Here is a 26,732-nt window from a genome sequence, read left to right on the forward strand (position 1 = left end):
TAATATTTTAAAATTAGATAACTATTTTTCTTCAAATATAAAAGATCCTCTAATAATACCATTATTATTAGAGGATCTAACTTTAACAAAATAAACTCTTACTTAACTATATTAACTTTTTCTCCATCACTTAATAAGCTTTGACCTTCTGTGATTATATCATCATCTGCTTTTACATTACCTAATACTTCAATTGATTTATCATTTGAAATTCCAGTAGTGACAGCTGCCTTTTTTATCTTTCCATTTTTAACTTCATAAATATAATTTACACCATTTTCTACCTTTATTGCTTCATTTGGAACAACCAGTACATTGCTCTTATTTTCAGCTTGTAATGATACTTTAGTAAACATACCAGCTTTTAATTCACCACTTGCATTATCAATTTTAACTTTCACAGTATAAGAATTATCCTTTGAATTAGTATTAGGACTTATATTATCTATTGTACCTTTTATTTCTTTATCATCTAATGCAGTTATTATTACAGGGACTGATTGTCCTACTTGAATTTTTCCAATTATTTTGTCTGGAACATTTATTTCTGCATTTAAACTGCTTGAATCTATAATAGTAACTGAACCTGATTGTCCGCCAGAAATTTGGCCTACTTCAACATTTTTTACCGATACAACTCCTGAAATTGGCGCTGTAACTGTGGCATTGTTTATTTGTATTTGTGCAGAATCCACTCCAGCTTGAGCTTGCGTAACAGAAGCTACTGCAGCTCTCGTATCCTGAGGCCCTATTCCACTCTCATATAAATTCAAATTTTGCTTTGCCGTTTCTAGGTCCGCATTAGCAGTATAGTATACATCCGCTTTCTGATCGAAATCATTTTTTGATGCAGCACCTGCATTGTACAATTTCTGATAATTTTCATAATCTCTCTGTGCTGCATTATACTTTATTTGTTTACCTTTAAGATCTTGTTCATAGCTTGCTAATTGCTTTTGATAATTTGAACCACCTGTTTGTTGTAACTTAGCATTTGCAGACTCCACCAATGCCTGCTGCTGCTGAAGTGTAGCTCTAAGATCTGAAGTATCCAATGTAAATAATGTTTGTCCAGCTGTAACTTTATCTCCAACATTAACATTTACACTAGCAACTTTACCACTGCTCTTTGGCAAAACATCAACTTGCTTTATAGGTTTTAGAGCTGATGCATATTGTACATCAGAAGATATTGAACTAACTTTTATTTTTTCTGTTTTTACGTTCTTAACATTCTGCTTTATTTCTACTTTTTTATTACCTTTACCTAGGAAACGGGAACCTACTGCTACAACAACTATCAAAACTACAAGTATTATTATATTTCTTTTGTTTAATAAGCTTTTTAACTTAGCAGCGTTAAATTTAATACCTTTAAACTTCATACTGTCCTCTACCCCCTACATTCTTAGATTTTCTTTTTCTGAAAATAAAGTTCTTAAAATCTTCCATTAATGTGTAAACTACTGGTATTACAAAAAGGGTAAGTACCGTTGACATAAGCATACCACCTATTATTACTATGCCCATACTCTTTTTCAATTCAGCACCTTCTCCAAGAGATAATGCAACTGGAAGCATTGAAACTATTATTGTAGATGTAGTCATTACTATAGGTCTCAATCTGGTAATTGCTGATTCTACAAGAGCCTCCCTTAAGCTCATTCCTCTATCCATAAGAGTATTAGTATAATCTATAAGCAATGTACCATTTTTAGATGATAATCCTTCAAGCATAATTATACCAATAAATGACATTGTATTTATACTTTGTCCTGTTAACGCAAGTGCAATAAGCGCGCCCATCATAGCTGAAGGCAAGGATAGCATTCTTATAGCTGGAGTCAGGTATGATTGATAAAGTACTACCAGTATCATATAAACAAGAGCTACCGAAGCTGCTAAAGCTTTTCCAAGAGATGAAAATGAATCATCCATACTTTTTCTATCTCCACCAAAGCTTACAGTATAACCTGAAGGTATTGTAGTTGCTTTTAATTTACTGTCAATAGCCTTTGATACTTCTCCCAAGGATTTTCCTTGAGCAATGTTAGCACTAACAGTAACTATGTCCTGTTTATCTTCCCTTGATATTGATTGTTTAGTATCTGCTTTTTCAACAGTAGCAACCTGACTTACTGCTATTTGCTGACCTGATTGATTTGCTATTTTCATATTCTTTATATCTTCAACACTTTTTATTTGTCCATCCATGAACTTAAGAGTTATGTCATTTTCATTATCATTTGCTCTATATGTTCCTGCACTGCTGCCTGCTAATGCTACTCTAATAGTACTTCCTATATCTGAAGTAGAAAGACCATATTGAGAAGCAGCAAGATTATCTATATTTACCTTAATTTCATTATCTGTTTGCTCAGCCGAGCTTCCAATATCTGTAACACCTGGAACCTTCTTTATTATATCTTCAACCTCTTTTGACAATTCCTTTATGGTATCTGAATTACTACCTTTTATCTCAATAGCAATTGGCTTGCTAGCACCACTTGAACCACCTTCTGATTCTGATACATTAAAGTCTACTCCAGTCAAATTTTTACTTCCAAAATCACGAACTTGACTTACAAGTTCACTTTGACTTTTCTTACGATTACTCTTTGGAACCAAATTAACAGTAATTTGTCCTGAAGCAGCTTGGGAGTTTCGTCCACTTGCTCCAATTGATGAATAGTAACTTTTTACCTCTTTTAGTCCATTTAAATAATTTTCTACCTGTGCTACTTTTTCATCTGTTTGCTTTAAAGTAGCTCCAGCTGACAGTTTTATATCAATAGTAAATTCACTTTGATCATACTTTGGCATATTTTCCAATTTTACTAATCCCATTGGAATAAGAGCCACACTAAATATCAAACCTATAATAAAAGCAATTATAACTTTTCCTCTATGATGTAATGATTTTATAATTAACCCTCTATAAATATCTATTGATTTACTAAATAATCCACTTTTTTCTTTAGCACTTTCTTCTCTCTTTTTAAGTAAACGTGCTGACAGCATTGGAGTTACTGTAAATGATACTATAAGTGAAAATATTGTAGCTACAACTATAGTTAAACCAAACTCCTTAAACATCTGACCTATTTGTCCAGACATAAGTGAAATAGGTGCAAATACAACCATATCACAAAAACTTATTGCTATAGCTGCTAGTCCTACTTCTTTACGACCACCAATAGCTGCTTCTATAGGAGGTTTTCCCATGTCAAAATGCCTCTGTATATTTTCTATTACAACTATAGAGTCATCCACCAGAGTACCTACAACAAGAGATAATCCCATCATAGACAGCATATTCATTGAAAAATGCAATTCATACATCATAAAGAAAGTAGCTATAAGTGATGTAGGTATTGCAACTAAAACAACTAAAGAAGAACGTAAACTACGGAAGAATAAATAAAGTACTATTGCAGTAGTTATAATTCCTTCAATAAGATTGTGCTTTATTTGAACCAATGAAGAAGTAATAAAAGTAGTAGTATCCATTGCAATATCCATATTAATTCCACTTGGAATATCTTTTTTCATTGATTGCAATTCTTTTTTTACAGTATCTGCTACTTCTACCACATTAGCATCACTTTGCTTGCTAATTACAACCGCCAAAGTTTTCTTTCCCTTATATCTCATTATTGATGTATCTTCAGGAGCTTCTAGGCTTACTTTAGCAATATCACCAAGACGTACAGTTCCGCCAGCTGTTGTAGGGATTAACATATTTTTTACAGAATCTATATTATTAAATTGTCCAATAACTCTAACTGATTGATTCATATTATCCTGCTTAATTTGTCCTGCTGGTACAGTTGTATTAGCTGCTTGAATTTTACTGGATATGGTATTCGTACTCACTCCATAATACTCCATAGCAGTTTTATCAATTCTTATAACCAGCTCTTTCTTTTGTGCACCCATTATACTAACCTGTCCTACGCCAGGTATTTTTTCTAATTTTTGCTTTAATGTATCCCCTTCATTATACAATTCATCAGAATTAGCATTTCCATTTAATGAAACTACTAGAATTGGAATAGCATTAGTATCCATTTTAAATATAGTCGGTTTATCAGCATCTTTAGGAAGACTTCTAGATGCATTATCCATAGCTTTCTGCACATCTAGATATGCAGTATTCATATTAGCACTTGACTTAAATTTTATCATAACAGAACCGCTTCCTTCTTGGGAAGTGGAACTAATAGTGTCAACACCGCTTATTCCTGATACTGAATCTTCTATAGGCTTAACAATATCTTTCTTTATATCTTCAGCACTTGCACCATTATATGTTGTCATTATTGATAAAATAGGCATATTCATATCTGGTAATAAGCTTGATCCCATGCTTTTATAACCAAATACACCTAGTGCAAGTATTAATACTACAGCCATCCACACTGCAGTTGGTCTTTTTACTGATATTTCAGTTACACTCATGCTTTACCTCCATTAACAATCTTTACTATAATCTTTAGTATGTATAAATTCAAATACTACTGAGTTAAAAATTTTTTACATAATCACCCCCATAAATCCATTATTAACATTCATAATGCATAGATAGCCCTGAATTAATCATTTTATATTTCTAACTTTTACTACTTTGCATAATTTAGTCATATTTACATGAATATATTAGTCTACAAGCTGTCTTAATTATAGTTACTTTAGTTATAAAAATCACTATGACTTTTGTCATATATTTAATTTATTAATACCTAATTGAGCTCATGATCACACCCACAAATTCAACATAAAATCTACTACCTTTTCTATTTCATCAACATCATTTTGTTTACATATATCATAAATTTCCATATACTCCAGCATAACTAAAGTTATTATAGTGCTTATAAATTGATATGCTACCATTTCAAAATCTAATTTTTTCATTTCCCCTTTTTCAGCTCTTTTTTTGAAAAAGTCTGCTAATATGTTAATCTGTTTTTTAAAAATTTGTGAAAGAAAATCAACATCATCATTCTCTAATAAATCTTTTTCACGAAAAATGATAGATGCAAACTCATCATCTTTTCTATAGTTTTCCTTGAAATTATTACCTAAATAAATCATTACTTCTCTCAATGTCATTTCATCTTTTATCCCTTTTAGTGTTTCATATAAATGCTTGTCTAAAGTTTCATTACCTTCCTTGAACAGACTTTTCAGGATTTGCATTTTACCATTAGGAAAATAGTGATAAATTAGTCCATCAGCCATACCTATACTTTTAGTAATAGATCGAACAGATGTACTATAATAACCATTTTGTGCAAACAATTTTTTAGATGTTTTAAGCAATTGTTGTTTTCTTTCAATCGCTTGCAATTCTCTACTGGTCATTTTTTTTCTACTATTCATATTCTCCTCCATTTTATTCATCGAGCGTTCAATAAAGTTATTGTAATCCTAAATATTACTACCGTCAACATATTTTTACTTTATTTTTTACACTTAAATACAAGGTAAAAAAATGCGCTTAATCCAATGTAATCCACAAAACAAAGCACTTAAAAGAATACTAAAATTGTAAGCATCATATATGTTAATTTAATGTTCAATTAATGTTTATAGTTTATTAACATTGATATATTAGATTTTTATTTAACACAATAATATTAAAAAGTCAGTTAGAATAATCTTAAAAACTATTCTAACTGACTTTACTAATTTCCCCTAATTTATAGAATCAACTCAATATTATGTTCTAAGCGTAGCTTTAATTCTACTATGTTTTATTAATAAATCTATAGCATCTATTGGATTATTTACTATAATATCAGCTTCAAATGCTGCTTTAGCAAAACACCCTTCTCTTCCTATAACCGCAACAGACATAATACTATTTTTAAACATTTCTACATCATTTCTTCCATTACCAATTGTAGCAGTTATATCAGGGCCAAGTTTCTCAACTATTTTCTTTTTATCTTGCGATGCGTTCTCCTTATTAAAGATCTGTACTTTCACAGGCAAATTGTTACATTGTTCAATTACAGTACCATAGGTATCTGATGTAACAATAAAAATATTAATTTCTTTATTTTTTAATTCTTTTATCTTTTCTTTTACTTCATTAAGCAAAATACCATCTTCGGCAATAGTACCATTAAAATCAAACACAACATTTTCTATTTCAATGATTTTATATCCCGGTATATTAACCATTATCATATATACCATCTCCCTTTTATTTTAATAATAATAAAATATGATTGATAATACAAATATATATTAAAATAGCAAGTTAAATAAAAATTTAACTTGCTACCTTAATATATTTATACAGTTACATACTATAATTACATTATTTTGCTAAGAAATTTGTTCAAATTGCATATTATACAATGAAGCATACATTCCATCTTTATTAAGTAACTGTTCATGAGTTCCTGACTCTTCTATTCCATCCTCTGTAAGAACTAATATTTCATCTGCATTTTTTATAGTACTTAATCTATGTGCTATAACTATGGTAGTTCTATTTTTAGAAAGTTCATCTAAAGATCTTTGTATAAAATATTCGCTCTCATTATCAAGTGCGGAAGTTGCCTCATCTAATATAAGTATAGGTGGATTCTTTAAAAAAGCTCTTGCTATGGATATTCTCTGTTTTTGTCCTCCTGACAGTTTTACTCCTCTTTCTCCAACATAGGTATCATACCCATCCTCTAAATTCATTATAAAATCATGAGCATTAGCCCTTTTAGCTGCTTCAACTATTTCTTCAAAAGAAGCATCTGGTTTTCCATAAGCTATATTTTCATTTATAGATCCTGCAAACATATATACATCCTGCTGAACTATGCCTATAATTTTTCTTAATGATTTTAGCTTTATATTTTTTATGTTTATTCCATCTATATTTATGCTACCTTGAGTAGCTTCATAAAACCTAGGTATAAGGCTGCAAAATGTAGTTTTTCCTCCGCCAGAAGGACCTACCAATGCTATATTTTTACCTGCTTTTATATTTACGTTTATATTGTTTAAAATATTGTTGTCCTCATTATATCCAAAAGATACATTTTTAAACTCTATTTGTCCCTTTGGATTTTTAACTTCAATAGCCTTAGGCTCATCCTGTATATCTGGTTCAGTGTTCATAACTTCTAAAAATCTCTCAAATCCTGTAATTCCTCTTTGAAATTGTTCAGTAAAATTTACAAGTTTATCTATAGGATTTAAAAATACATTTATATATAGTATATAAACAACTAAATCAGAAACATTTAGCCCACCATTACTTATAAATATTCCTCCTAATAATATTACAGTTAAGTATAATATTCCTTGAAAGAATCCATTTCCACTAAAAAACTTTCCCATTATAAAATAGCTTGCCTCTTTGGTTTGTAAAAATTCCATATTTCCTCTTTGAAATTTTGATTTTTCAACACCTTCATTTGAAAAAGACTTTACTACTCTTATACCTGAAAGGCTGTCCTGAATTTGAGCATTTACACTTGCAATTTTTTCCCTATTCTTTTTGAATATATATTTCATTCTTTTGTTATAAAAGTATGAAAAATAAATCATTACTAAAGTTATAAAAAATAATATCATAGTTATTTTAGCATTAATACTTAAAAGCACTATAAAAGATCCAAGTATTTTTAACATGGATATAAATATATCCTCTGGTCCATGATGTGCTAATTCTGATATATCAAATAAATCTGTAATAATTCTGGACATTAGTTTTCCTGTATTTGTATTATCATAATATGAAAAGGAAAGCTTCTGCAAATGATTAAATATATCACTTCTCATATTTGCTTCCATTTTAGCTCCCATTATATGTCCCCAGGAAGTTATATAATATTGACAAAAATATCTTATTACATAAGTTAAAAGCAATCCTAAGCCTATAAGCATTACATAATGAAGTAATTTTGCTTTGTCTACTAAAGTATAAACATCATTTAAAAGATATCTTACTATAAGTGGAAATGCTAAATCTATAGCTGATAAAACAAGCGCACAAAACATGTCCATGAAAAACATGCCTTTATAAGGCTTATAATAATCAATAAATTTTTTTAGTATATTCATATTTACCTCCTTTTGTAACAATTAATAATTTTAAATTATTATTTTACATTTATTACTGTGAAACATTTTTAATTAAAATTTTAGTTATTCTTTTTCCATTACATTTGCTTATTATAAAATCATAATTTTCATAGGTAATTTTACTTCCAGCTTGTGGTGGCAATTCAACTTTTGAATACAACCACCCTCCAATAGTATCAATATTTTCTGTTATCATAGGAATATTCAAAATATCTTCAATATCTTCTAAAATAACTTTACCATCTACAATATAGCTTCCATCATTAAGTAATTGAATTTCCTCTAATCCTTCATCAAATTCATCCTGAATTTCTCCAACAATTTCTTCTAAAATATCCTCAATAGTTACTAAGCCTGAAGTACCACCATATTCATCAATTATTATGGCCATATGTTCCTTTTCTTTCTTGAATTTTTTGAATAGTACGCTAATAGATGTAGATTCAGGTACAGATAATATACTTCGTGTGATTTTTTCTATGCTTTGCTCATTTCCTTCGATTTTTTGTTTATACAAATCTTTTATATGTATAAATCCTATAACTTCGTCCTTACTATTTTCACAAACAGGATATCTAGTTAGCTGTTCCTTCATAGTCATTTCTAAAATTTCATCAAAAGAATCTTCTTTAAAAATGCAAATCATATCAGTTCTTGGAATCATTATATCCTTTACGGTTTTTTCAGAAAAATCAAAAATATTATCCACAAAGGTAAGTTCTGTTTTATCTATTAGTCCATGTTTATAGCTTTCTTCTGCTAACAATTTAATTTCTTCATCAGTATGTGCCACTTCATGTTCTTCAGTAAGAGAAACATTAAATATACTTAATATTGCATTAGTACTATGATTAAATAGCCATATTATAGGATAAGTTATTTTAAAAAAAAGTATTAAAGGTGCTGCAGTAAATAATGCTATTTTTTCAGTATTTATAATTGCTAAAGATTTAGGTGCAAGTTCCCCAAGTACAATATGAAATGCTGTAATTATAGTAAAACCCAATACAAAGGATATTGAATGTATGGCAACATCTGATAAATTAAACAGCTTAAAAAGAGGCATAATCATTTTAGATATTGAAGGTTCTCCTATCCAGCCTAATCCTAGTGATGCTAAGGTTATCCCCAATTGACATGCTGACAAATAAGAATTTAAATTATTAACAACATTTTTAGCATATTTAGCACCTGTATTTCCTTGTGCTAATAAAGTTTCTATTCTTGATTTTCTGACCTTAACCATAGAAAATTCTGCTGCTACAAAAAATCCATTCATAAAAACAAGCAAAAATATAATAAAAACATTAAGTAACATTATCATTCTCTAATTTCCCCTTTCTCAGTTTCAATTCGTAAGTAAGAGTATTATATCACAAACTTAATATATAAATATACTTGTATAAGTCTCTGTTTTGCACTTATTCCATAATATCAAATAAAGGCTTCAGCATTAAAGTTAAATTTACTTTTAATACTAAACTCCATTTTATCCGAGTTCATTACATTCCTAATATAAGTCTTTCATAAATTTTAACTTTTTAAACAATTTATTAGGTATTCAAATCAAGTTTAATTACTAACAATACTTAATGTTATCTATTATATTTCTAAATATATTTTTATAATATAAAATATACATTGGCAATAAGACAACTTCAAAGTATAATGTAATCAATAAGTTAGAAAATTGTAAATTTACATAGAAAGGAGATGTTAAAAATTAATAGTTTAAATTATTTTAATAACAGAGAGGATTGTAAAAAATTCTTAGATGGCTTTGATTTTAAATATTTTATACCTTATTTTCACGATTGGATTGGTTATAATAGGTACACTGTTAAGCTGGACAAGGAATGTAGAAAAGTAATATATTGTTCCTTAGATTCTGTACAGAATGAATTGGTTAAAGACTCATTTTCTTTTTTTGACATTGAAAATCTCAAGACTAAAAACAAAGAAGGAATATTAGTGAATACTTTTCCACTTGCTCAAGAAGGTGAATCACTAAGAAGGTATGTAAAAGGAAAAAAATATTTATAAAAATTAACTTTGTAATATTAGTCATATTTCTCCGATATAAAAGCTTTATTCTTATAAATTTTTTATTCCTAAAAGCCAAAATGCCCTAGGCTTTTAGCCTAGGGATTGCATTATTAGAAAATCCATATTATATAAACTTAATCTACTCTGCTGCTTAAGTTCAACTTATTAAATATTATTGTGTTATTGGTTCAGCACTTTTAACTATACTAACTGCATTAGTTATATCATTTATTGTATTTTTCAAATTAGTATTTTCTGTAGTTAATTGAATAACTTTTGTTTGTAATTCCTGTTTTTGAGCTTGTTTTTCAGCTTCTGTAGAATCTGTATGTCCTAAATCATTCACTGCATTTTCTATAGCAGCATTGATTAAATATTGTCTTGACTCTGTTAGCTCTACATTAAGTTCTCTTAACATTTTATATATTACATCTTGAGCTACTTTTTTTCTTTCATCCTTGTCTATACTTTTTGTATAATAAAGTTGTTGAGCATGTCCTACTGCAATTATTGCCCATTTCTCTATAACTTTTAATATACCTACAGCTTTGTTACCTGGTAAAATACCATCAACTGCCTTTATAGCTGCATCTGAAGCACCTACTACCTCTTGAATCTTCTTTAAATTTGCCTCTCCATTTATGCCATTCTTTTTTAATGCTGGAACTACAATCAACATAATTCCTAGAACTCCCATAACCACACCTAACATTACTAAAATACTCATCTCTTGCACATTCAACATAAATAATTCCTCCTTCAATTTCAAATTTTTTTGTAAATAAAAAAAGCCTTTAAGCTCTCAATTTTACTATTTATCACAATTTTTTATAAAGTCCAATACTGCTTGATTAGTTTGAAATCTGTCTGAACCTGATATCAATTTGGTAAGGTAACTTGTATACTGTTCTTTCTTACCTCCAACACCTATTATATTTTTCACACAAGCATAATCAAATTTTCTATCATTGGTTATAACAGGACAATTAAGATAATCAGCCAGTACGTTAGCACTATTTTCATCTGCCCCTCTATTTACTACTACTAAATAATCCACTTTTTTTATACCTCCATCTTTTACAAGTATATTATCTAGAAAATAATCAAGGTCCACATTTCCTATAATTCCATCTAAACTTCCCAATTCTGAATATTGCCATGAAGCTGCACCATTTGTATATAAACTTGGTTCTCTGCCATAACTCGCTAACCACAAAGGAATATCTGGAATATTACCTTCAAGATAGGAATGAAAAAAGCTATCACCTGTGTATATGCCAATTTTATGCCCTTGATTTTTTATATAATTTATAAATGTATTTGCATAATTTATAGCTATTTGTTTATCCCAATGTTCTTCAGCTTCTAAATCCAGCCACATAATTGTATCGCTTTCCAGTCCATTTATGGAATTGAGAAAATGTTGTGCTTCTCCTTTTGGATCTTGAGAATTATATGAAGCAAAATGATAAAATCCAATTTTTAAACAAGCTGATTTTATAAGTGGATATCTATAATTAATAAGCTTATCTACATGTGTTGTCCCTTGGCTCGCCTTTTGAATTACAATTTCTATTCCTTCATTTTTAACAGCATTCCAATCCTGAACATTATCACCCTCATATATGTCTATACCCTTCAGCATTATTGATCCTCCCCTTATATATTCATTTTTTTAATAAAACTCCAATAACAAAAATAGAGACTGTGACAAATATGCCAAGTCCCCACATTATCACATTTATAAATGTGTCCATCTTTTTTATTAAATTTTTAATTTCAGTATGATTTTCTCTATCATTTTGTTCAAGAACATCAAGCCTTTTAGAATGTCCATTTAGTCTATCCTCGTGATCCTTTAATGTAAGCTTTATGTTTTGATGTTTTTCATTGCATAATTTTTCATCATAAGTCATATGCCACCTCTGTTATAATAATTTTAAATAAAATAAAAAGACTTACGTTAATAGTCCTTCTAATATCAAATCAAATTTCTCAAAAACTCATGTTCTTTGAATTTAAATTAGTTCGTATAATTTTTCTATTCTGACTTAAAACTAACAATAAAAAGACACTCCTTTGAGTGCCTTTTTATTTTCTTTTTTTCACCCTTCTATTTATTAAACTTATATTTGCCAAGGTGCTAATACTAGTACGTCAGGGTTTGTTTTTGATTGAAGTACTAGTATCCCACCACCTCTTGCATTCAAATAGTTGATACGACCTTGAGATTTAAATACTCCATGGCCTGCATAGAGTAACAAAGGAGCTACTTTATTTGCATAAGACCAACCCATTATATTGTTATTTACTAAATAACTTGCTAGCTGGCTAACAGTTAAATTAGGATTATCTATATAACCGCTTATTTTATCAGCATCAGCAACTGATATTTTTGTATAAAAATTATAATCATAATTATATTGATCATTAGGAATTATAGTAACTCTTACAAGAGAATCAGGTACTTTTAAAACTGTTAAACCATTACCATAATCTTGGGCTCTTGCTGTTGAATTAATCCAATATGCTAGTTCATAAGAAATGGTATTTGCAACTGAACTACTTGTAAGATTATTATCTTGCAGGAAATTATTTACAGCTAATTCAGTGCGATGAGATGGTGACTCAGCACAATAGTTTTCCAATTTTTGCACTACATCCTCTGATAAAGTAGTATAATAGTTATAATCTTGATATGTTTCTGGATAACTATAATAACTTTGTACTTTTGTAGTATCATTCTTTATACTGCTTGCTTGTGCATTTGTTAAAGCTAAGCCAGAAGCTAACAATGTACCACATAGAATAGGTGTTAAAAATTTAATTTTTTTATTCATGACAATACCCTCTTTCATGCCTTTGTAAAATATTGGTGTTTAATACAATTACATACTATTACTATTTTTCCTATTTGTCAAGTTATGTAAATTGTGTAATTAATATGCATAATCATATTGTAGCTTATTCATTTTGTAAAATATTTTGGTAATTTTTGTATGGTGGAGTTAATTTCCTGTAGCCATGTCCTTATAATTCTTTAATAATCCTTCTGGTTTCTTCTCTCCAAAGAGTTTATACCTTAAATAATCATCTACAAATACACAAAATGGAACTAGGAAAAACCACAGCACAACATAAGGTAAACATATTTGTCCATAAAGATTAAAGGGCTCATTTAAATAATCCCAAATTCCTAATCCTAGCCATACATTAAGTATCATACCACTTGTAAATTCTAATATAAGAATTATTAAAGTACCTATAACACATTCCTGCCACATCTTTCTATCATAGAATTTAGGATGCTGATTTAATCGTCCAATAAGGAAAGCAGCTAGTCCACCAACTACCAGCATACTTATATGTGTCCATCCACGCCACACACCCTCCAATACCATGTATAAAGCACCCATTATAAATATTAAGAGCAAGTCCTTTTTTAAGTAGTTGTTGTTGGAATTACTGTATCCCATGCTACTTTTTGTACCTCCTCAACTGTAGTAAGTGACATTACATATGCTGCTAAAGCTTCAACTCTATCTGTTAAATCTGTTTCAAATTTATGCAAATCTTCACCAAGTTTTATCATGTTATCTGCGTTCCATTCTATACATTCTACAGCATCTTTATTTTTATACCATGATACTGGTCTTGTACTAAATCCTGCCTTGACAGCTAATGCTATAGAAAATTCTCCATTTATCCTCATTTGATCTTTTTCTGAGCAAGAATACTCTTCTTCAGTTTCTCCATCATATGCTTTTGATTTAAAAGTTCCTGTAGATAATTCAATACATTTTTTTTGTATTTCTTGAATCTTCGTTGCTCTAATATTTTCTAATGTTACAGGTGATATTAAAGAAGCTTGAATTTGTTTCTTTATACTATTATATCCATCTTCCGATAGTTGTATTAAATCATCTTTTGAAGGAATATTTTCAGAAGATGCAAGTATACATATATTATTTTGATTAAGATCTGGATATAATTGAGTGCCAGGTATAATTAGGTCTAAATTTAACCCTTTGTAATCACATGTTGTTCCTTTAAGCAAATTGCTAATTTTATAAAAATACATAATTATTCACCCCTTTATCTAAAACAAATTAATTAATTCTTTAATATATAGTGTTTCTACATTATTATTTATTAAAGCTTTATTGTATCCTAATATAATATTATTTAAACAATATACTATTTTAAATTCAAATGTTTGGATACTTTTAACAAAAGAACAATCTATATTATATAGTGATAAATAACAAGATGTACCAAGATCAATATATGATATAACTGAATCTTTTCCATCATAATTTGCAATATATATATTAGAACAGTTTTCAAATTTTCCGATAATATTGAGATTTTTGTCTATAATATATACAGATTTTGTTGTATCAGACATTTTTATAGATGCAATTAAATAATCATTATATAGTTTAATCCCATCTGGATATATAGGTGGTATCCTTATAAGGTCTCCTGTTAATGCTACTGAATTAACTACATTCTGATTATTATCTAATTTATTTATTATAGCTTTATATACTGGAGTTACATTACCGCTTTGCATTGTACTCCATTGGTTTATCTCAATTTTATATGAATAACCATCAATTGTAGCATTTGAATTATCAATAGTTTTATCAAAATATGTTGTTGAAAGCGAACTACCATCTGCAATATTTAAATTTAGTATTTGAATATTAGTATAATTTGGCTGATGAAAATATGATACTCCAATTACATCACTGTGGTCTTTTGGTATCTGAACATTTGTGATTGTAAAATATGTGTCACTAGATAAGGGTACTGTCCACATTAAACTTCCTGAACTATTATATCGTGATATTGATGTATTCATAGACTGAGTATATCCTAAAATCCACCCATTATCACTTGTAAATATAACTATTGCTTTTCCATTATTTGCAGATACTCCAGTAGGATGAGTATATTGAGCTATAATATTACCTTGATTATTTATAATTAATGTACAACCACCAAGAGTAGATGGCCCATTATATAAATTTATCGCAACAATTTTGCCAGGTATTGAATCAGCAACTTCTACTAATGAAGATGATGAATTAATTGAATATATATACTTTATAGGGGGCTCGGTGCTACTATCACCACCTCCTTTACCCTGTACAATAAAAGAATCTGATGTACTTTCATACCTTAAAGTATAAGGTGTATTTGCTTTTAATCCACCTGCTGCAACTGCATTTCCTAAACTATCTTTTATGGCTTTTGCACCCAATCCATTCACATTTATAGTACTTGCACTTGTGCTTGCTACATTTATCTTTACTACAATACCCATCCCATCAGCATAAGCTGTTGGTGCTGGATTTAAAGTTACAGCATAAGTATTAGCACTTCCTGTTGCTACTACATAGCCTGGATGTTTCACATAATCTGCCTCATGTGAATTAAAATCTTTTTGTAATTGTGTTACTGCGGCACTATTAGAAGCTACAGTTTCTACTTCTTTTACTTTTTTATCTAAAAGAGCAGTATTATAATTTATATCATCTATATTTACTGCATCACTGCCCTCGGGCATTTTAAGTCCATAGTTAGTTGTTGTTTGCATTACATCTCACCTTCCCTTAATAAGCTCTTATACTATCCCATGTATTTTTAGCTTTTTCTTGGTCCCATGTATTTTTAAAGTCTATAAAATCCCACACAGTACAGTTATAAGAAAAATCATAACCTAAATGTGCAGGTTTAATATCTTCTAACATTTTTTTAAATGAGTTCATATTATGAGGAATACCCTTTACTCCAATAAATTTAACAGTAAAGTAATACTGGTCGTTATGCTCTATAACATCGCATTCACCATTAGAAAAAGCTTCTGCTGTATTCTTAATCATTTTCTTTGTTACAGTTCCAGAACCCCTTAATTTTGCTTTTACAATTTCTCTTCTTTCTTCATAGCTTTTATTTAGACCTGTTTCTATAGCTAAAGGCTTCTCCCATATCTCACCTAGTCCCCAGGTAGCAGTGTCTATATAGAATTGCTTGTACAAACTATCTTTCCAATATCTATTTTTTCCAATTTCTATAGCAATAGCATTTTGTATATTTACCATTATTTTAGAGTTGCGGTACCAAGGAGGTAAGTATTTCATCAAATCTGGAACATATGGATCTATTTGTTCAGAAGTTAGGTTATTGCTAGCATATAATGTATTCCCATATAAATTTTCTCCATACATACATCACACCCCCTTAAGCTGGTTCCAAGTAAAGGATCCAGTAAAGATAACCGACACATTACCACTGGCATCTGGAGCTTTGTTATTAACTGTTATTACAAATTTGCTTGGCATGTTGGTAACTTTAGCCTTATCTTCAGTTGTATAATCTTCTGTGCTTAATTGCTTTCCAGTTACTTTGTCTACTTTCCCTGCTAATTGAGTTGTTATTGTTGCTGCAAAATTTGGATCGTTATTCAAAGCATCTGCAATTTCTTTTAAGGTATCCAGTGCTGCAGGTGCTGCATTAACAACCATTTGTATTCTCTGATCTGTTTCTTCTTTAGTATAGGTTTCAGTTTTTAAACACCTTTTATTTAATTCAGTATCAACATAGGTTTTCTCTGCCTTGTTATTTTCTGCTGTTGTAAGTCTATTTTCATCTTGAGTTATTCTGGCATCATTTGAGGATTTATATCTGTCTACTTCTTTTTGTGTATTTACTATACTCTCTTGAACCTTATTAATGTCCTCAGCTTCAACAGTATCCCCCTGTGTTTCGTAAGTCACATAAACTGGTGAAACACTATTAAATATTTTTACATGTTTTTTCCATGGAGTAGAACTTGGAGTACTAAGTATATAATTTTCTACTTTTTCTCCTGTTAACTTTGAACCTGTCCAAACAGAAAAAGAAGGTAAACTTATATTGTCATGCTGTAAGTCACCTTCATACATTCCGTTGGTAAGTGTTATCTCTTCCTCAATTACATACGTATTTCCATCTAATTTATTAAGTTTTTCTGTGAATTTATCAATGCTATCTGGGTACGCCATCTATATCACACCCCTAAATTTAAAGTGCCGAACACTGGTATTTCTTCATCCGCTAAAGGTATATTCTTAGCTTCACTATTAATCAATAAGTTGCTGTAATCTATTATTCCTGGAGTGTTAAAAATAAGGTTACCTATACTTGCATAACTAATATAGTTATTTACAAAAGCTATTTTATTAAAATATTGTTTAAGGGTATTTTCTAATACTATTTGCATATCGCTTAAAGTATATTTCTTAGTGTCTATTACTAAAGTAACACCAATATTTATAGCTTTTTCTGTAGCACTTACTACTGTAACTGTAGCTCCTATAGGTCTATTATCTTCTATGTGTTCTGCAACTGCATTTATAAGTGTTGTGTCTGCTGCCCTTTTATTTTCATTTACTATTATTATTTTTACGGTACCATTTCCGGCCCATAATGGATTCACCTTAGCATCTCCACACCCAACAACTTCTTTGGCCCAATTTCTGTAATGATATTTATTACCACTAGTTGCTGGTGTCTGCATTCTTTCAAAGTATCTTTGCCTTAAACTTTCATCATTTTCAACATCATATCCATTTGTTACAGCTTGTAAATTTGTTACAGATACTACCCCTTGAATTGTTACAGGCATTTGTGTAATAGCATTTGCTGGTACATTACTATCTGATCCAATCTCTAAAGCTTGAATAGGTATTGTCCCACTACCATTTATTACGGTTTGCTTTATACATGCAAATTTTAAACCTGATGGAGTTTGAACTATGTCTCCTCCGTTTATGGACGCATTTCCATTTACAGTTAAGTCGGTATGAGCATAACCGCCTTCTTTTCTGTAAACTCCAACTGGATTAGTTATTTTCTCAAGGTCAGCTCCAGTTGCTGTATATGGAGATGTTCTTTTCAATATTTCATCATCTTTAGCATATGTTAATTCTAATTCTTTTGAAGCTGGTGAAAGTGCATCATAAACAAAATATCCTTCTGACTTATCTATATCAGAAGGTACATTATTTAACATTCTATTCCTTATGTCACTAGCCAAATTATCTTCACTAAACACTTATTGGCACCTCCCCTTGGTCTGTAATAGCCATAAAGTTTATAACTAATAAATCATCATCTACACTAGCTAAAAAATTCTCTATATCTATAATATGAGGATTTATACTTAAGCACTCCCATACTAATCTTTTAGCTTCGCTTTGTATTACTCCATTACTAAGTCCTTGTCCTACAATACTGTCTAAATCATGACCATAATTATCTGAATAAATACTATAAGTCATCTTCATAGTATGAAGTGCTTTCCATATCCACACTTTTAAAGCCTTTTTGCCTGTTACTATTTGAAACTTCCCGTCTTTTAATAAAAAATCATTATTTTCAAAGTCCCAAGCATATTCTTTGGGAATAGTAGTAGTTGTTGTAACATCCTCTGTTGTCGTATTTAAATTTAAAACATAGTCTGGGAAAATACTCATTTATTCACCCCCTATGAAAACTTTTTGTATTCTCTTAAGTTTAAAGTAAATTCAATATCCCTACTCATTGCTACTTCTTTATATGGGAAGCTCTCTATGCTGCAAAGCATATTAATGTTTGTATCTGTAATAATTAACCTTACCGGGGATTTCCAATGCATCCAGTTTTCAATTATCCAAACATATTCGTATGGATCATCTCGTGGAGTACATACACAATAAGTTCCCTTTTGAGCAGGAAAAAAGCTACTAAATGTTATTGTAGCTAACTTCTTATTTCCTATGAGATTTATTTCCCCTTCTTCAGTTTCAAAAACTTCATTATTTGCGCCTCTCTCTAGTTCAAAGCTGGGAGGATTAACTGGCAACTGGAAGATTTGATTCTTATTAAGTGGGTTATTATCATTTCTTTCTACTTTTAACCAAAATTCCATACAGGTACCTCCTAACTTAATTTATCTATAACAAAAAGTTTTTGATTGTCTTCTGTGGCTATTACAGCCACTCTATCGCCTTGCTTTAATCCTTCATGTGTAATAGTTCCTGTTACTGTAGCACCTTCGTATCCGTTCAAACTAAATGGGATTTTATACTCTGTTACACTTTTACATACATACAAATTATCACCTGTAAATAATCCTGCACCATTATATATGCTTATAGTTAGAGGATTTTCTTTGGCTACAATGCCAACAATAACACCTATATAACTTTCGTTATCTCTACCCTTCATTTCTTTAGCTAAATCTGTATCATAACTCATTTTATTTATACCTCCTATAGTACCCTTATTGCTGCATTACAGTCACCATAAGTAGAGAACTGACTTATTTTAACTACATCTCCCGTGTGTGGGCAATGTATAAATTGGTCATTACCTATGTAAATGCCAACATGCCCCGTGTTATGAAAGAATAAAATATCTCCTGCAGTTGCTTCTTGGATGCTTATTCTTGTGCCTTCATTTACCATGTCATAAGTATAAGCTGTAAGGTGATATCCAAAATGATTAAATACATAGGCTACATAACTACTACAATCAAAACTGCTTGGAGGATTACCACCGCCATTAACATATGGAACGCCAAGAAACTGTTTAGCAAAGGCAATTATTTGATCAGCCTTACTACTTACGCTACTAGAATTACTACTACTATTATTAGCAGAACTACTACTAGCTGCTGTTAACTCCTCGGGATCTGCAAAAGTAACTCCACTAAAATCTATAGTAACAGTTACTTTATGTATGCCATTATTAAGAGAATGTTGTGCTGATTTTACCTTGTAATACCCTTGCACCCCGTATCTTGCAATACTAATGTAAATACTTCTCTTTGATCTAATGTCTTCACAATTTTTTATATCTACTAATGTACAAGTTAATTCCTTTTTTGTTCCATTGTAAGCATCTAAATACTTATTAGCAACGTTTTGTGCTTGTGCGGCATTACCTTTTTCTATAGTTATTACTTTGCTAAGTCTACCAAATATCCTTACACTGTTGTCGTCGTTTGCGTGAGCATATGAGCCTGTATCACTTTCTTCATTGATTGCAACATTAACATAGTTGACCATATCTTCCATGCTTCTAGTTACAGAAAAATCAGTACCTAATGCATATTTACAGTCAAGTTTTAGATTACTTATTCTATCTATCCAAAGGACATTACCTCGCATTTCCATACATACATCTTCACCAAGCTCTAATTTACATTGTTCCAAAATATCCTTTATAATATCGCTTACTGCTTTTCCTTTATAAAATTTCGATATCTTTGTACTTAATGTTGTGCAAGCCCCACCTATGCCTTGTCGGTTTAACAATGCATAAATAGCATCTTTAGCGTTCAAACCATTAAATTGAATTATATCTTCATTTTTATTTAAGTAAAAAGCGTAATCCATGGCAGTATAAGAACTTGTTTTATCTTTATTTGTTTTATTTACAATAACGCCTTGGAACACTACCTTACTATCTTTTTTTAAAGTTAGGTGGCTTCTTCCTTCTGCAAGGTCTAACGTACTATCGAAGGTTAGGCTTACTGCTAAGGTGTCAGAATCATCTGTCCAACTAAAACTACCACACCTGTCGATTATATCTTCTGGTTGTGAAAGTTGGCCCTTACCTATTATGTAGTTAGTGCTAAAAGTCCACATTGTCAAAACGCTCCTTTTATTAAAATTGCATAAAATAAAAACACCTTATTTCTAAGATGTTTTTACTAAAACATTCTACATATTATTTAATGCAAGCTTTACTTTTTTAACTATATGTTCGCCTGCCTTATCAAAAAATTCTTCTTCACCTATTGTCACACCATTAAAATTAATTATTAGTTTTATATCTTTCTTGTCAGATTCTTTTTTATCACCATTTATATAACTATCTGCTATATCTAAAAGTTGCTGAGAACGAGAACTATTTTTCTTCAATGGAATTGCTGCTTCTGCATATTGTCCTTCACCAAAAATAGCTGCTCTGTTTGCTATACCTCCATTAGCATAACCTACATATGATCGTCCCTCAGCTAGGGCCCGAACGCCTGGAACATTATATACAGTTCCATATCTGGACTTTATATATTGTATTCCTGCTGCAATATTAGATATTGGGTCATAAATATTGTCCATTCCAGAAAGATGAAAGTCTCTCATGTTTTCACCCGTGAGTTGCATAAGTCCACGACTCGGATCTCCATGCTGCGCATTATAATCCCATAAATTTATATCATTTGGGTTTCCACTAGATTCATGCTCGATAATTTGTGCTAATGGTCCATACCAGTCTGATGAAACTCCAGTCAATGCCATTGCAGTTGCAATCCACATTTTTAAGTTTCCATTTATTGCTCCACCAGCTGATGTTGTAATACTTCCTATCCAATTTTCAATAAATCCACTTACATCTTTTGAAGACATACCATTTACAAGTCCTTGCATTAAAAATCCACCCATCTCAAACATAATCTTTGAAGGTGAATGAATTCCAAATCCTGTTTTAAACTGCTGTATAACCTTATCTGTAAGTGTTTTTACAATGCTAATTAAATTATTTGAGGAGACTTGAACCCCTTCTCCAAGTTCTTGGATAACTTGTTTTCCATAACTATTACTTTCTGTAGACAATTGAGAATATACAGTTTTAACATTAGTACTCATATTAGTGGTTGGCTCTGTTACTAATTTGGTATTATTCTTTATACCTGTGCCAAAATTCTTTAGCATATCAACTGAATAAGTATCAAAATCAGAAAGTGGTCCTTTGTCAGGAACACTAAAATGTATCAATTCTCTTATTTTTGTAGCCATGAAAGTAACTGCATCAGTAACAGATTTAGTATTATTTTTTATTCCTTTTGCTAAATTATCAGGAATATCTTGTCCCCATTTATTAGTTTCTGGAACCATTGATTTAGTTTGACTTGCTATTGTAGATGAAAAAGCCATATTAGGTAATTGATTATTTTTAGGCTTTATCATATTCATAGATTCTCTATTACTAATTATTTTTGATCCACCTGGAAGTTTCAAAAGTTCGGGACCATGTTCACCAACCCAAGTCCTTCCACCTTCAAAATAATTTGTACCTAATGCTTTATATTTAACATCACCACTATCTACTGCTAATCCGTGAGGAATAGCCTGGTTATCTTGTTTTGTACCTTTAGGTAATGTGACTGCTGTTCCTTCTTGAACTGATTTAACAGTTGCTGTGATTGGGTCTTTGAAGAATTCTCTTAACTTTTCCCATTCTTTTCTCCAAGCAGCCCAATCGTCTTCTACATCTTTTATAATTTTTTCCACATAGTCCCTACATCCACCCCAGTTTTTTGTCCATGCTTCATATAGTCCAACGACTGCCAAAACTATTAATCCTATAGCCACAACCCACGGATTATCTACAAATATTTTTCCAACAGCACTTAAAGCTTTTACAGCACCACCTGAAAATTTGATAATAGCTGCTCCCAATATTGGAAATTCAGTTCTTATTTTAGAAATGGTGTTATATAAAGAAATACCCATTTGAATAACTTTAGTTCCCCCCAAAATTCCTATAAATAAATTAGCATGAGATGCTGCAAAGCTAACTATTGGCATTAATCCTTTTATTATGTCTCCCATAGCTTTTACAAATTGTTTCGCTTCTTTCCAACCTGCTTGAATATCTTTAACTAATTGTTTAAATGAATTTTTATATTTATTAAGCTGCTCTGGATTTTTTCCTAAATCATCAAAGAATTTAACAACTTTATCCGCACCTTTCCCTACAAAATCCATTAGATCCTTCTTTAAATTAGCAAATGCTTTTGACTTACCTATTTTATCTAAAGAATTATTTATAGGTATTAAAACCTTGCTTATAGATGGCAAAAATGCTTCTCCTATATTTTCTCCCATACTTTTTAAATTATTTTTAACAGTATCCCATTGACCTAATGCTGTTTTACTTTGGCTACTTGCACCACCAGCAAATACTTTTCCTAAACTGCCTTTATCATTTATTTGGGTCTTAAAATAATTATCAATTCCTCCTGCCTTACTTATATCATTTGCGGATATCTTAACTCCAAAACCCTCCATGCTTTTCGTTTCACCTTTTTTTAAATCTGATAAAGCATTCATAGCATCCATTAAACTTTTACCAGGATTTAAAACTGCCATGTTCTCACTTAATTTTACTAAATCCATACCTTCTTTAGTATTACCATTAGTTATATTTACAGCTTTTTGACCTGCTGACATAAAATCAGATGGTAAAAAAGGGGCTTCATTTATTTGTGATTTAAGCTGTGATATATAATCATTGGTCATTTTCTGTATATCTTGAGAACTTGACATTTGATTATTATTTCCTATAACGTGTTTCATTACTACTTCTTGTTGCTCTGATTCAGCTGCTGCACCTATAGTATTTTTCCCAATTTTATCTGCTAAATCTTTTAAACTATTCACTTTATCCGTGATACTTTTTATCACTTTACTTACTTCATCCTTAGCTTTAAATACAACTTGAAAAGGTCTACTTACTAAAGACTTAACTTCTTTTCCGATGTTTTTTATACTGTTACTTGCTGAATCTTTGGCTGCTATCATAATTTGAACATTTTTTTTAATTTCATTAAGTTGTTTCTTTGTTTCTGATATAGTATTAAGAGGTGCCTCTATTAATATTTGACTTTTCACATTCTTTTTAATTCCATCTAATTGTTTTTTCGTTTCTGCTATATTTTCTAAAGTTTTATTTATATTAATTTCAATTTTAACTTGCACTTTTGTCATGCTAATTAAGTTTATACTTTGTTTTGCTTCTTCTACTGTTTTTCTGAAATTATCAGTATATTCAATGCTTTGTTTAATTGCACTTATATACATACTAGTATCTAACGTCATTTTAGCACTTATTTCTGACATCTTCTCACCTCCCATCCAAGAAAAAAATCATATAAAAAACAAAAATATAATTCTTTTTAAACTAAATGGACTCTGTTAAAAACACTGGAATTTTATTACTTCTTATTTCTCTTCTTTCATTATTTTTATCTTCAATTTCTTTCTCATAGAAAGCTCTTAAAAAGATTTTATCCCCCTGACTTAAATTCCAATAGTCCGAGGGAATATTAATTCTTTTCTCTTTCCAGAGGCAGTACATTAAATTTACTTCGCTGTCTCTGGTGATGAGTTTTTTATTTCTTTAACTGAATCTTTACTAAATCCACTTAATTCATTTATTACATTAAATATTGCTGTTATTTCTCCAGGTAAAAATATATTATTTACAGCTTCTGCTGCATTAACTGCACCAAACTGTTCTATAACCTGTTGATTGTTGAAATCTGGGTCTTTTATTCCAGAAACTACATACTTAGCTTGAATATTCTTTTCAGATTCTACTTTTCCATCTGCATTTACTGACACTCCATTTTGAATATCTTCAAATTCATCTGCTGTAATTGATTGAACTGTAACTGAAAAAGGCTCTCCTAACACCTCTGATAATCTCTTTATTTCTATTTCCTTTGTTGGTCTCACTAATTTTGATTTGTCTAATTTTAATAATAAATCTATCTTACTCATAACTTTCCTCCTAAATTAAAAATGTTATTAAATAATTTTACCCAGCATTTTTTAATGCTGGGTTTCTAAATTATGTTTGTAATTATACAACTTTTCTTATTTAACTATGCTTGGATCAATAGTATCTAAAGCTTCCATATCTTCAAAAGTAAAAGGAATGGATTCAGTGCCTAATTTATTAGATGACCAATCTGCTACAGTCAACTCATCAAATTTGACACCACTAAGTTTAACTCTTGAAGTTCCTCCATTTCCTGGGTCACTTATTTTACTAATTAAAGTACAAACTGTTTCTATGCCATCTCTAAGATTATCCATTAAAAGTAATATCATTCTGTCACTAACTTTATTTAGGGTCATTGTACCTGAACCATCCCAACCAACAGTCTTATGCTTTTTTGCATTAGTCCCGCACATAGGTACTTCAACTTTATTTAACTTAGCTTTAGCTTGAAATGCTGTACATTCTGCAATCTGAGCATCATTTAAAAATAAAGTTCCATAATTTCCATATATAGTTTTGGTTTCATCATAATATCCTTGTCTATTCATATATTTCACCATCCTTTAAATTGCAATTCCAAATTTAATGTTTTCCATAGCATCTAAAATCTTAATTGAAGCAGCTATAAATACTTGATCTTCTGTATTTGCTTCTTTAATTTCATTTTCTGACATTTGATCAACTGTTCTTCCATCTGTTGTTTCATATCCAGAAGTTTTTAAATAAATTTTTTGAGCTGTGGTATCTATAAATACATTACTTTTACCTTTATCTAATAAACCATCCAACTCAAGTCCATCAAAATAATTGCTTATAGCACTTATAAGTAAAATTTTATGATCATAATCATTTTGTACCTTCCCAATATAATTATCTTCTACAGTAGATTTGATATCATCATGTATTTGATCCATAATATCTATTACCTTGATTTTTTTAAATATCTTCCCTTTATCTTCAATAGTGGTAACTAAACTATTTACTGCTCTTGCAACCTTAACTTTTCTTCCATCATTCATTAAAATCAATTTTCCAGCATCAATAGCAGTGTCCATATCTGTTTTTGTAAGATGATCACAATCAATTACTTCTGGTAAAGGTGCATAAGTAGCACTTATAGATAACGGTGTTCCTGCAAGTAATCCAGCTATTCTAGCACAATATTCCTTGGCAGTATATGTTTTATTTGTTGTCTTAATTGTAGAAGCACAAAAATCAATTATGCCCTCATGATCCCCTGCTGTATTTGGAAGTACAACCTTAACCTTCCTATCATCCGAATCCCTAAGCTTTTTTATCCAAGTAGCAAATGCTGTAGTATCTGCATCTGATATACCAGGTATTGCCAAATAATCCCATTTAATAGTTTCTAGATAATGTTGTGCTTCTACATAATCTGCAGCTGTGTCAACTTGAACATAAACAATAACTTGTTTAGGAGGATACTTATATCCTATAAACGCAAGATTAATTTGTTCCTGATTATCAGCTGTCAATCCACTTGGAATTTCATCTACTCCATTTAAAATTATAGGATTTACTTGAGGTACAGTTTTATCTCTCAATATTAGTGCTACTACTCCTCTTGTACCTCTATCAACTGCTGTAGTACCTGTTTCTTTAAAAATTATATTTAATGATGGTAATCCCAACATACTCATCTCCTTTTTTATAGTTCTTTTTTAATAATTTACACAACCTTTTATAACAATTACTCTAAAGATATTTTTTTAATCATTTATATATCACCTCCTTGTATAATGTAGCCATAACATTCAATAGAAAACTATCTATACCATTTGTGAATATTACAACTTAGTTTTTTCTTATTATTCGTAATTCTTTTACCCGACAGGGTGTATGTTTCTACTCTAACTTAGTTTTCTATTTTCCCTTAAGGGGAAACCAAATTAGTAAATATTGATGTATAATATCTCCTGAATAGAAGATAGATGGACACCTCCTGGGAAATGACTCTA

The 26,732-nt window shown here is 30.3% G+C and carries 25 protein-coding genes; 1 reads left to right on the plus strand and 24 read right to left on the minus strand.

Annotated features, from left to right (window positions below):
• Positions 1-98: 98 nt before the first annotated feature.
• From Q6H37_RS22275 to Q6H37_RS22300, 6 genes are all read right to left on the minus strand, one after another.
• The gene (locus Q6H37_RS22275) at positions 99-1,385 is read right to left on the minus strand and encodes an efflux RND transporter periplasmic adaptor subunit (RefSeq protein ID WP_318736700.1); all 1,287 of its coding nucleotides are present in this window, start codon (positions 1,383-1,385) and stop codon (positions 99-101) included.
• The gene (locus Q6H37_RS22280) at positions 1,375-4,461 is read right to left on the minus strand and encodes an efflux RND transporter permease subunit (RefSeq protein WP_318736701.1); all 3,087 of its coding nucleotides are present in this window, start codon (positions 4,459-4,461) and stop codon (positions 1,375-1,377) included. The genes Q6H37_RS22275 and Q6H37_RS22280 overlap by 11 nt, the downstream gene beginning before the upstream one ends.
• A gap of 297 nt (positions 4,462-4,758) precedes the next feature.
• Positions 4,759-5,385, minus strand: coding sequence for a TetR/AcrR family transcriptional regulator (locus tag Q6H37_RS22285; protein ID WP_318736702.1), 627 nt, complete (start codon positions 5,383-5,385; stop codon positions 4,759-4,761).
• 339 nt (positions 5,386-5,724) lie between these two features.
• Positions 5,725-6,198, minus strand: coding sequence for an HAD family hydrolase (locus tag Q6H37_RS22290; protein ID WP_318736703.1), 474 nt, complete (start codon positions 6,196-6,198; stop codon positions 5,725-5,727).
• Between the two features lie 141 nt (positions 6,199-6,339).
• Positions 6,340-8,079, minus strand: a complete 1,740-nt coding sequence (locus Q6H37_RS22295; protein WP_318736704.1) for an ABC transporter ATP-binding protein — start codon at positions 8,077-8,079, stop codon at positions 6,340-6,342.
• A gap of 52 nt (positions 8,080-8,131) precedes the next feature.
• The gene (locus Q6H37_RS22300) at positions 8,132-9,424 is read right to left on the minus strand and encodes a hemolysin family protein (RefSeq protein ID WP_318736705.1); all 1,293 of its coding nucleotides are present in this window, start codon (positions 9,422-9,424) and stop codon (positions 8,132-8,134) included.
• 389 nt (positions 9,425-9,813) lie between these two features.
• Here Q6H37_RS22300 and Q6H37_RS22305 point away from each other — a divergent pair, with 389 nt between their 5' ends.
• Positions 9,814-10,143 (plus strand): hypothetical protein, encoded by a 330-nt coding sequence (locus tag Q6H37_RS22305; protein ID WP_318736706.1) that lies wholly within the window; start codon positions 9,814-9,816, stop codon positions 10,141-10,143.
• A gap of 175 nt (positions 10,144-10,318) precedes the next feature.
• Here the strand turns inward: Q6H37_RS22305 and Q6H37_RS22310 are convergent, their stop codons facing one another.
• The 18 genes from Q6H37_RS22310 to Q6H37_RS22395 form a co-directional block, all read right to left on the minus strand.
• Positions 10,319-10,891, minus strand: coding sequence for a bZIP transcription factor (locus Q6H37_RS22310; RefSeq protein WP_318736708.1), 573 nt, complete (start codon positions 10,889-10,891; stop codon positions 10,319-10,321).
• Between the two features lie 66 nt (positions 10,892-10,957).
• The gene (locus tag Q6H37_RS22315) at positions 10,958-11,791 is read right to left on the minus strand and encodes a GH25 family lysozyme (protein ID WP_318736709.1); all 834 of its coding nucleotides are present in this window, start codon (positions 11,789-11,791) and stop codon (positions 10,958-10,960) included.
• Between the two features lie 22 nt (positions 11,792-11,813).
• Positions 11,814-12,062, minus strand: a complete 249-nt coding sequence (locus Q6H37_RS22320; protein WP_318736711.1) for a hemolysin XhlA family protein — start codon at positions 12,060-12,062, stop codon at positions 11,814-11,816.
• A gap of 210 nt (positions 12,063-12,272) precedes the next feature.
• Positions 12,273-12,986 (minus strand): hypothetical protein, encoded by a 714-nt coding sequence (locus Q6H37_RS22325; RefSeq protein ID WP_318736713.1) that lies wholly within the window; start codon positions 12,984-12,986, stop codon positions 12,273-12,275.
• Positions 12,987-13,154: 168 nt separating this feature from the next.
• Positions 13,155-13,622, minus strand: a complete 468-nt coding sequence (locus Q6H37_RS22330; protein WP_318736714.1) for a putative ABC transporter permease — start codon at positions 13,620-13,622, stop codon at positions 13,155-13,157.
• Positions 13,589-14,227 carry a hypothetical protein gene (locus Q6H37_RS22335; RefSeq protein ID WP_318736715.1) on the minus strand — a complete coding sequence of 213 codons (639 nt, stop codon included), beginning with the start codon at positions 14,225-14,227 and terminating at the stop codon, positions 13,589-13,591. The genes Q6H37_RS22330 and Q6H37_RS22335 overlap by 34 nt, the downstream gene beginning before the upstream one ends.
• An 18-nt stretch (positions 14,228-14,245) precedes the next feature.
• Complete coding sequence (locus Q6H37_RS22340) at positions 14,246-15,751, minus strand: hypothetical protein (RefSeq protein WP_318736717.1); 1,506 nt, start codon at positions 15,749-15,751, stop codon at positions 14,246-14,248.
• Positions 15,752-15,767: 16 nt separating this feature from the next.
• Positions 15,768-16,382 (minus strand): YmfQ family protein, encoded by a 615-nt coding sequence (locus Q6H37_RS22345; RefSeq protein ID WP_318736719.1) that lies wholly within the window; start codon positions 16,380-16,382, stop codon positions 15,768-15,770.
• A 3-nt stretch (positions 16,383-16,385) separates the two neighbouring features.
• Entirely contained in the window at positions 16,386-17,198 is an 813-nt protein-coding gene (locus Q6H37_RS22350; RefSeq protein ID WP_318736721.1) for a hypothetical protein, read from the minus strand.
• Between the two features lie 5 nt (positions 17,199-17,203).
• Positions 17,204-18,250: a baseplate J/gp47 family protein gene (locus Q6H37_RS22355; protein ID WP_318736722.1), complete on the minus strand. Its 1,047-nt coding sequence runs from the start codon at positions 18,248-18,250 to the stop codon at positions 17,204-17,206.
• Positions 18,243-18,671 carry a DUF2634 domain-containing protein gene (locus Q6H37_RS22360; RefSeq protein WP_318736723.1) on the minus strand — a complete coding sequence of 143 codons (429 nt, stop codon included), beginning with the start codon at positions 18,669-18,671 and terminating at the stop codon, positions 18,243-18,245. The genes Q6H37_RS22355 and Q6H37_RS22360 overlap by 8 nt, the downstream gene beginning before the upstream one ends.
• A gap of 11 nt (positions 18,672-18,682) precedes the next feature.
• A complete protein-coding gene (locus Q6H37_RS22365) occupies positions 18,683-19,105 on the minus strand; it encodes a hypothetical protein (RefSeq protein WP_318736724.1) in 423 nt (140 codons plus the stop codon).
• Positions 19,106-19,116: 11 nt separating this feature from the next.
• Complete coding sequence (locus tag Q6H37_RS22370; RefSeq protein ID WP_318736726.1) at positions 19,117-19,434, minus strand: DUF2577 family protein; 318 nt, start codon at positions 19,432-19,434, stop codon at positions 19,117-19,119.
• Positions 19,435-19,448: 14 nt separating this feature from the next.
• On the minus strand, positions 19,449-20,828 hold the full coding sequence (locus Q6H37_RS22375; protein ID WP_318736728.1) for a C40 family peptidase: 1,380 nt from the start codon (positions 20,826-20,828) through the stop codon (positions 19,449-19,451).
• 75 nt (positions 20,829-20,903) lie between these two features.
• Positions 20,904-24,086 (minus strand): transglycosylase SLT domain-containing protein, encoded by a 3,183-nt coding sequence (locus Q6H37_RS22380; protein WP_318736729.1) that lies wholly within the window; start codon positions 24,084-24,086, stop codon positions 20,904-20,906.
• Between the two features lie 243 nt (positions 24,087-24,329).
• Positions 24,330-24,749: a phage tail assembly chaperone gene (locus Q6H37_RS22385; RefSeq protein ID WP_318736730.1), complete on the minus strand. Its 420-nt coding sequence runs from the start codon at positions 24,747-24,749 to the stop codon at positions 24,330-24,332.
• A 96-nt stretch (positions 24,750-24,845) separates the two neighbouring features.
• A complete protein-coding gene (locus tag Q6H37_RS22390; RefSeq protein WP_318736732.1) occupies positions 24,846-25,301 on the minus strand; it encodes a phage tail tube protein in 456 nt (151 codons plus the stop codon).
• Between the two features lie 15 nt (positions 25,302-25,316).
• Positions 25,317-26,408, minus strand: coding sequence for a phage tail sheath subtilisin-like domain-containing protein (locus tag Q6H37_RS22395; RefSeq protein WP_412523883.1), 1,092 nt, complete (start codon positions 26,406-26,408; stop codon positions 25,317-25,319).
• Positions 26,409-26,732: the final 324 nt, after the last annotated feature.

It is taken from the genome of Clostridium sp. JS66, from assembly GCF_033561535.1.
In the GTDB taxonomy this organism is placed as follows: Bacteria; Bacillota; Clostridia; order Clostridiales; family Clostridiaceae; genus Clostridium_AM; species Clostridium_AM carboxidivorans.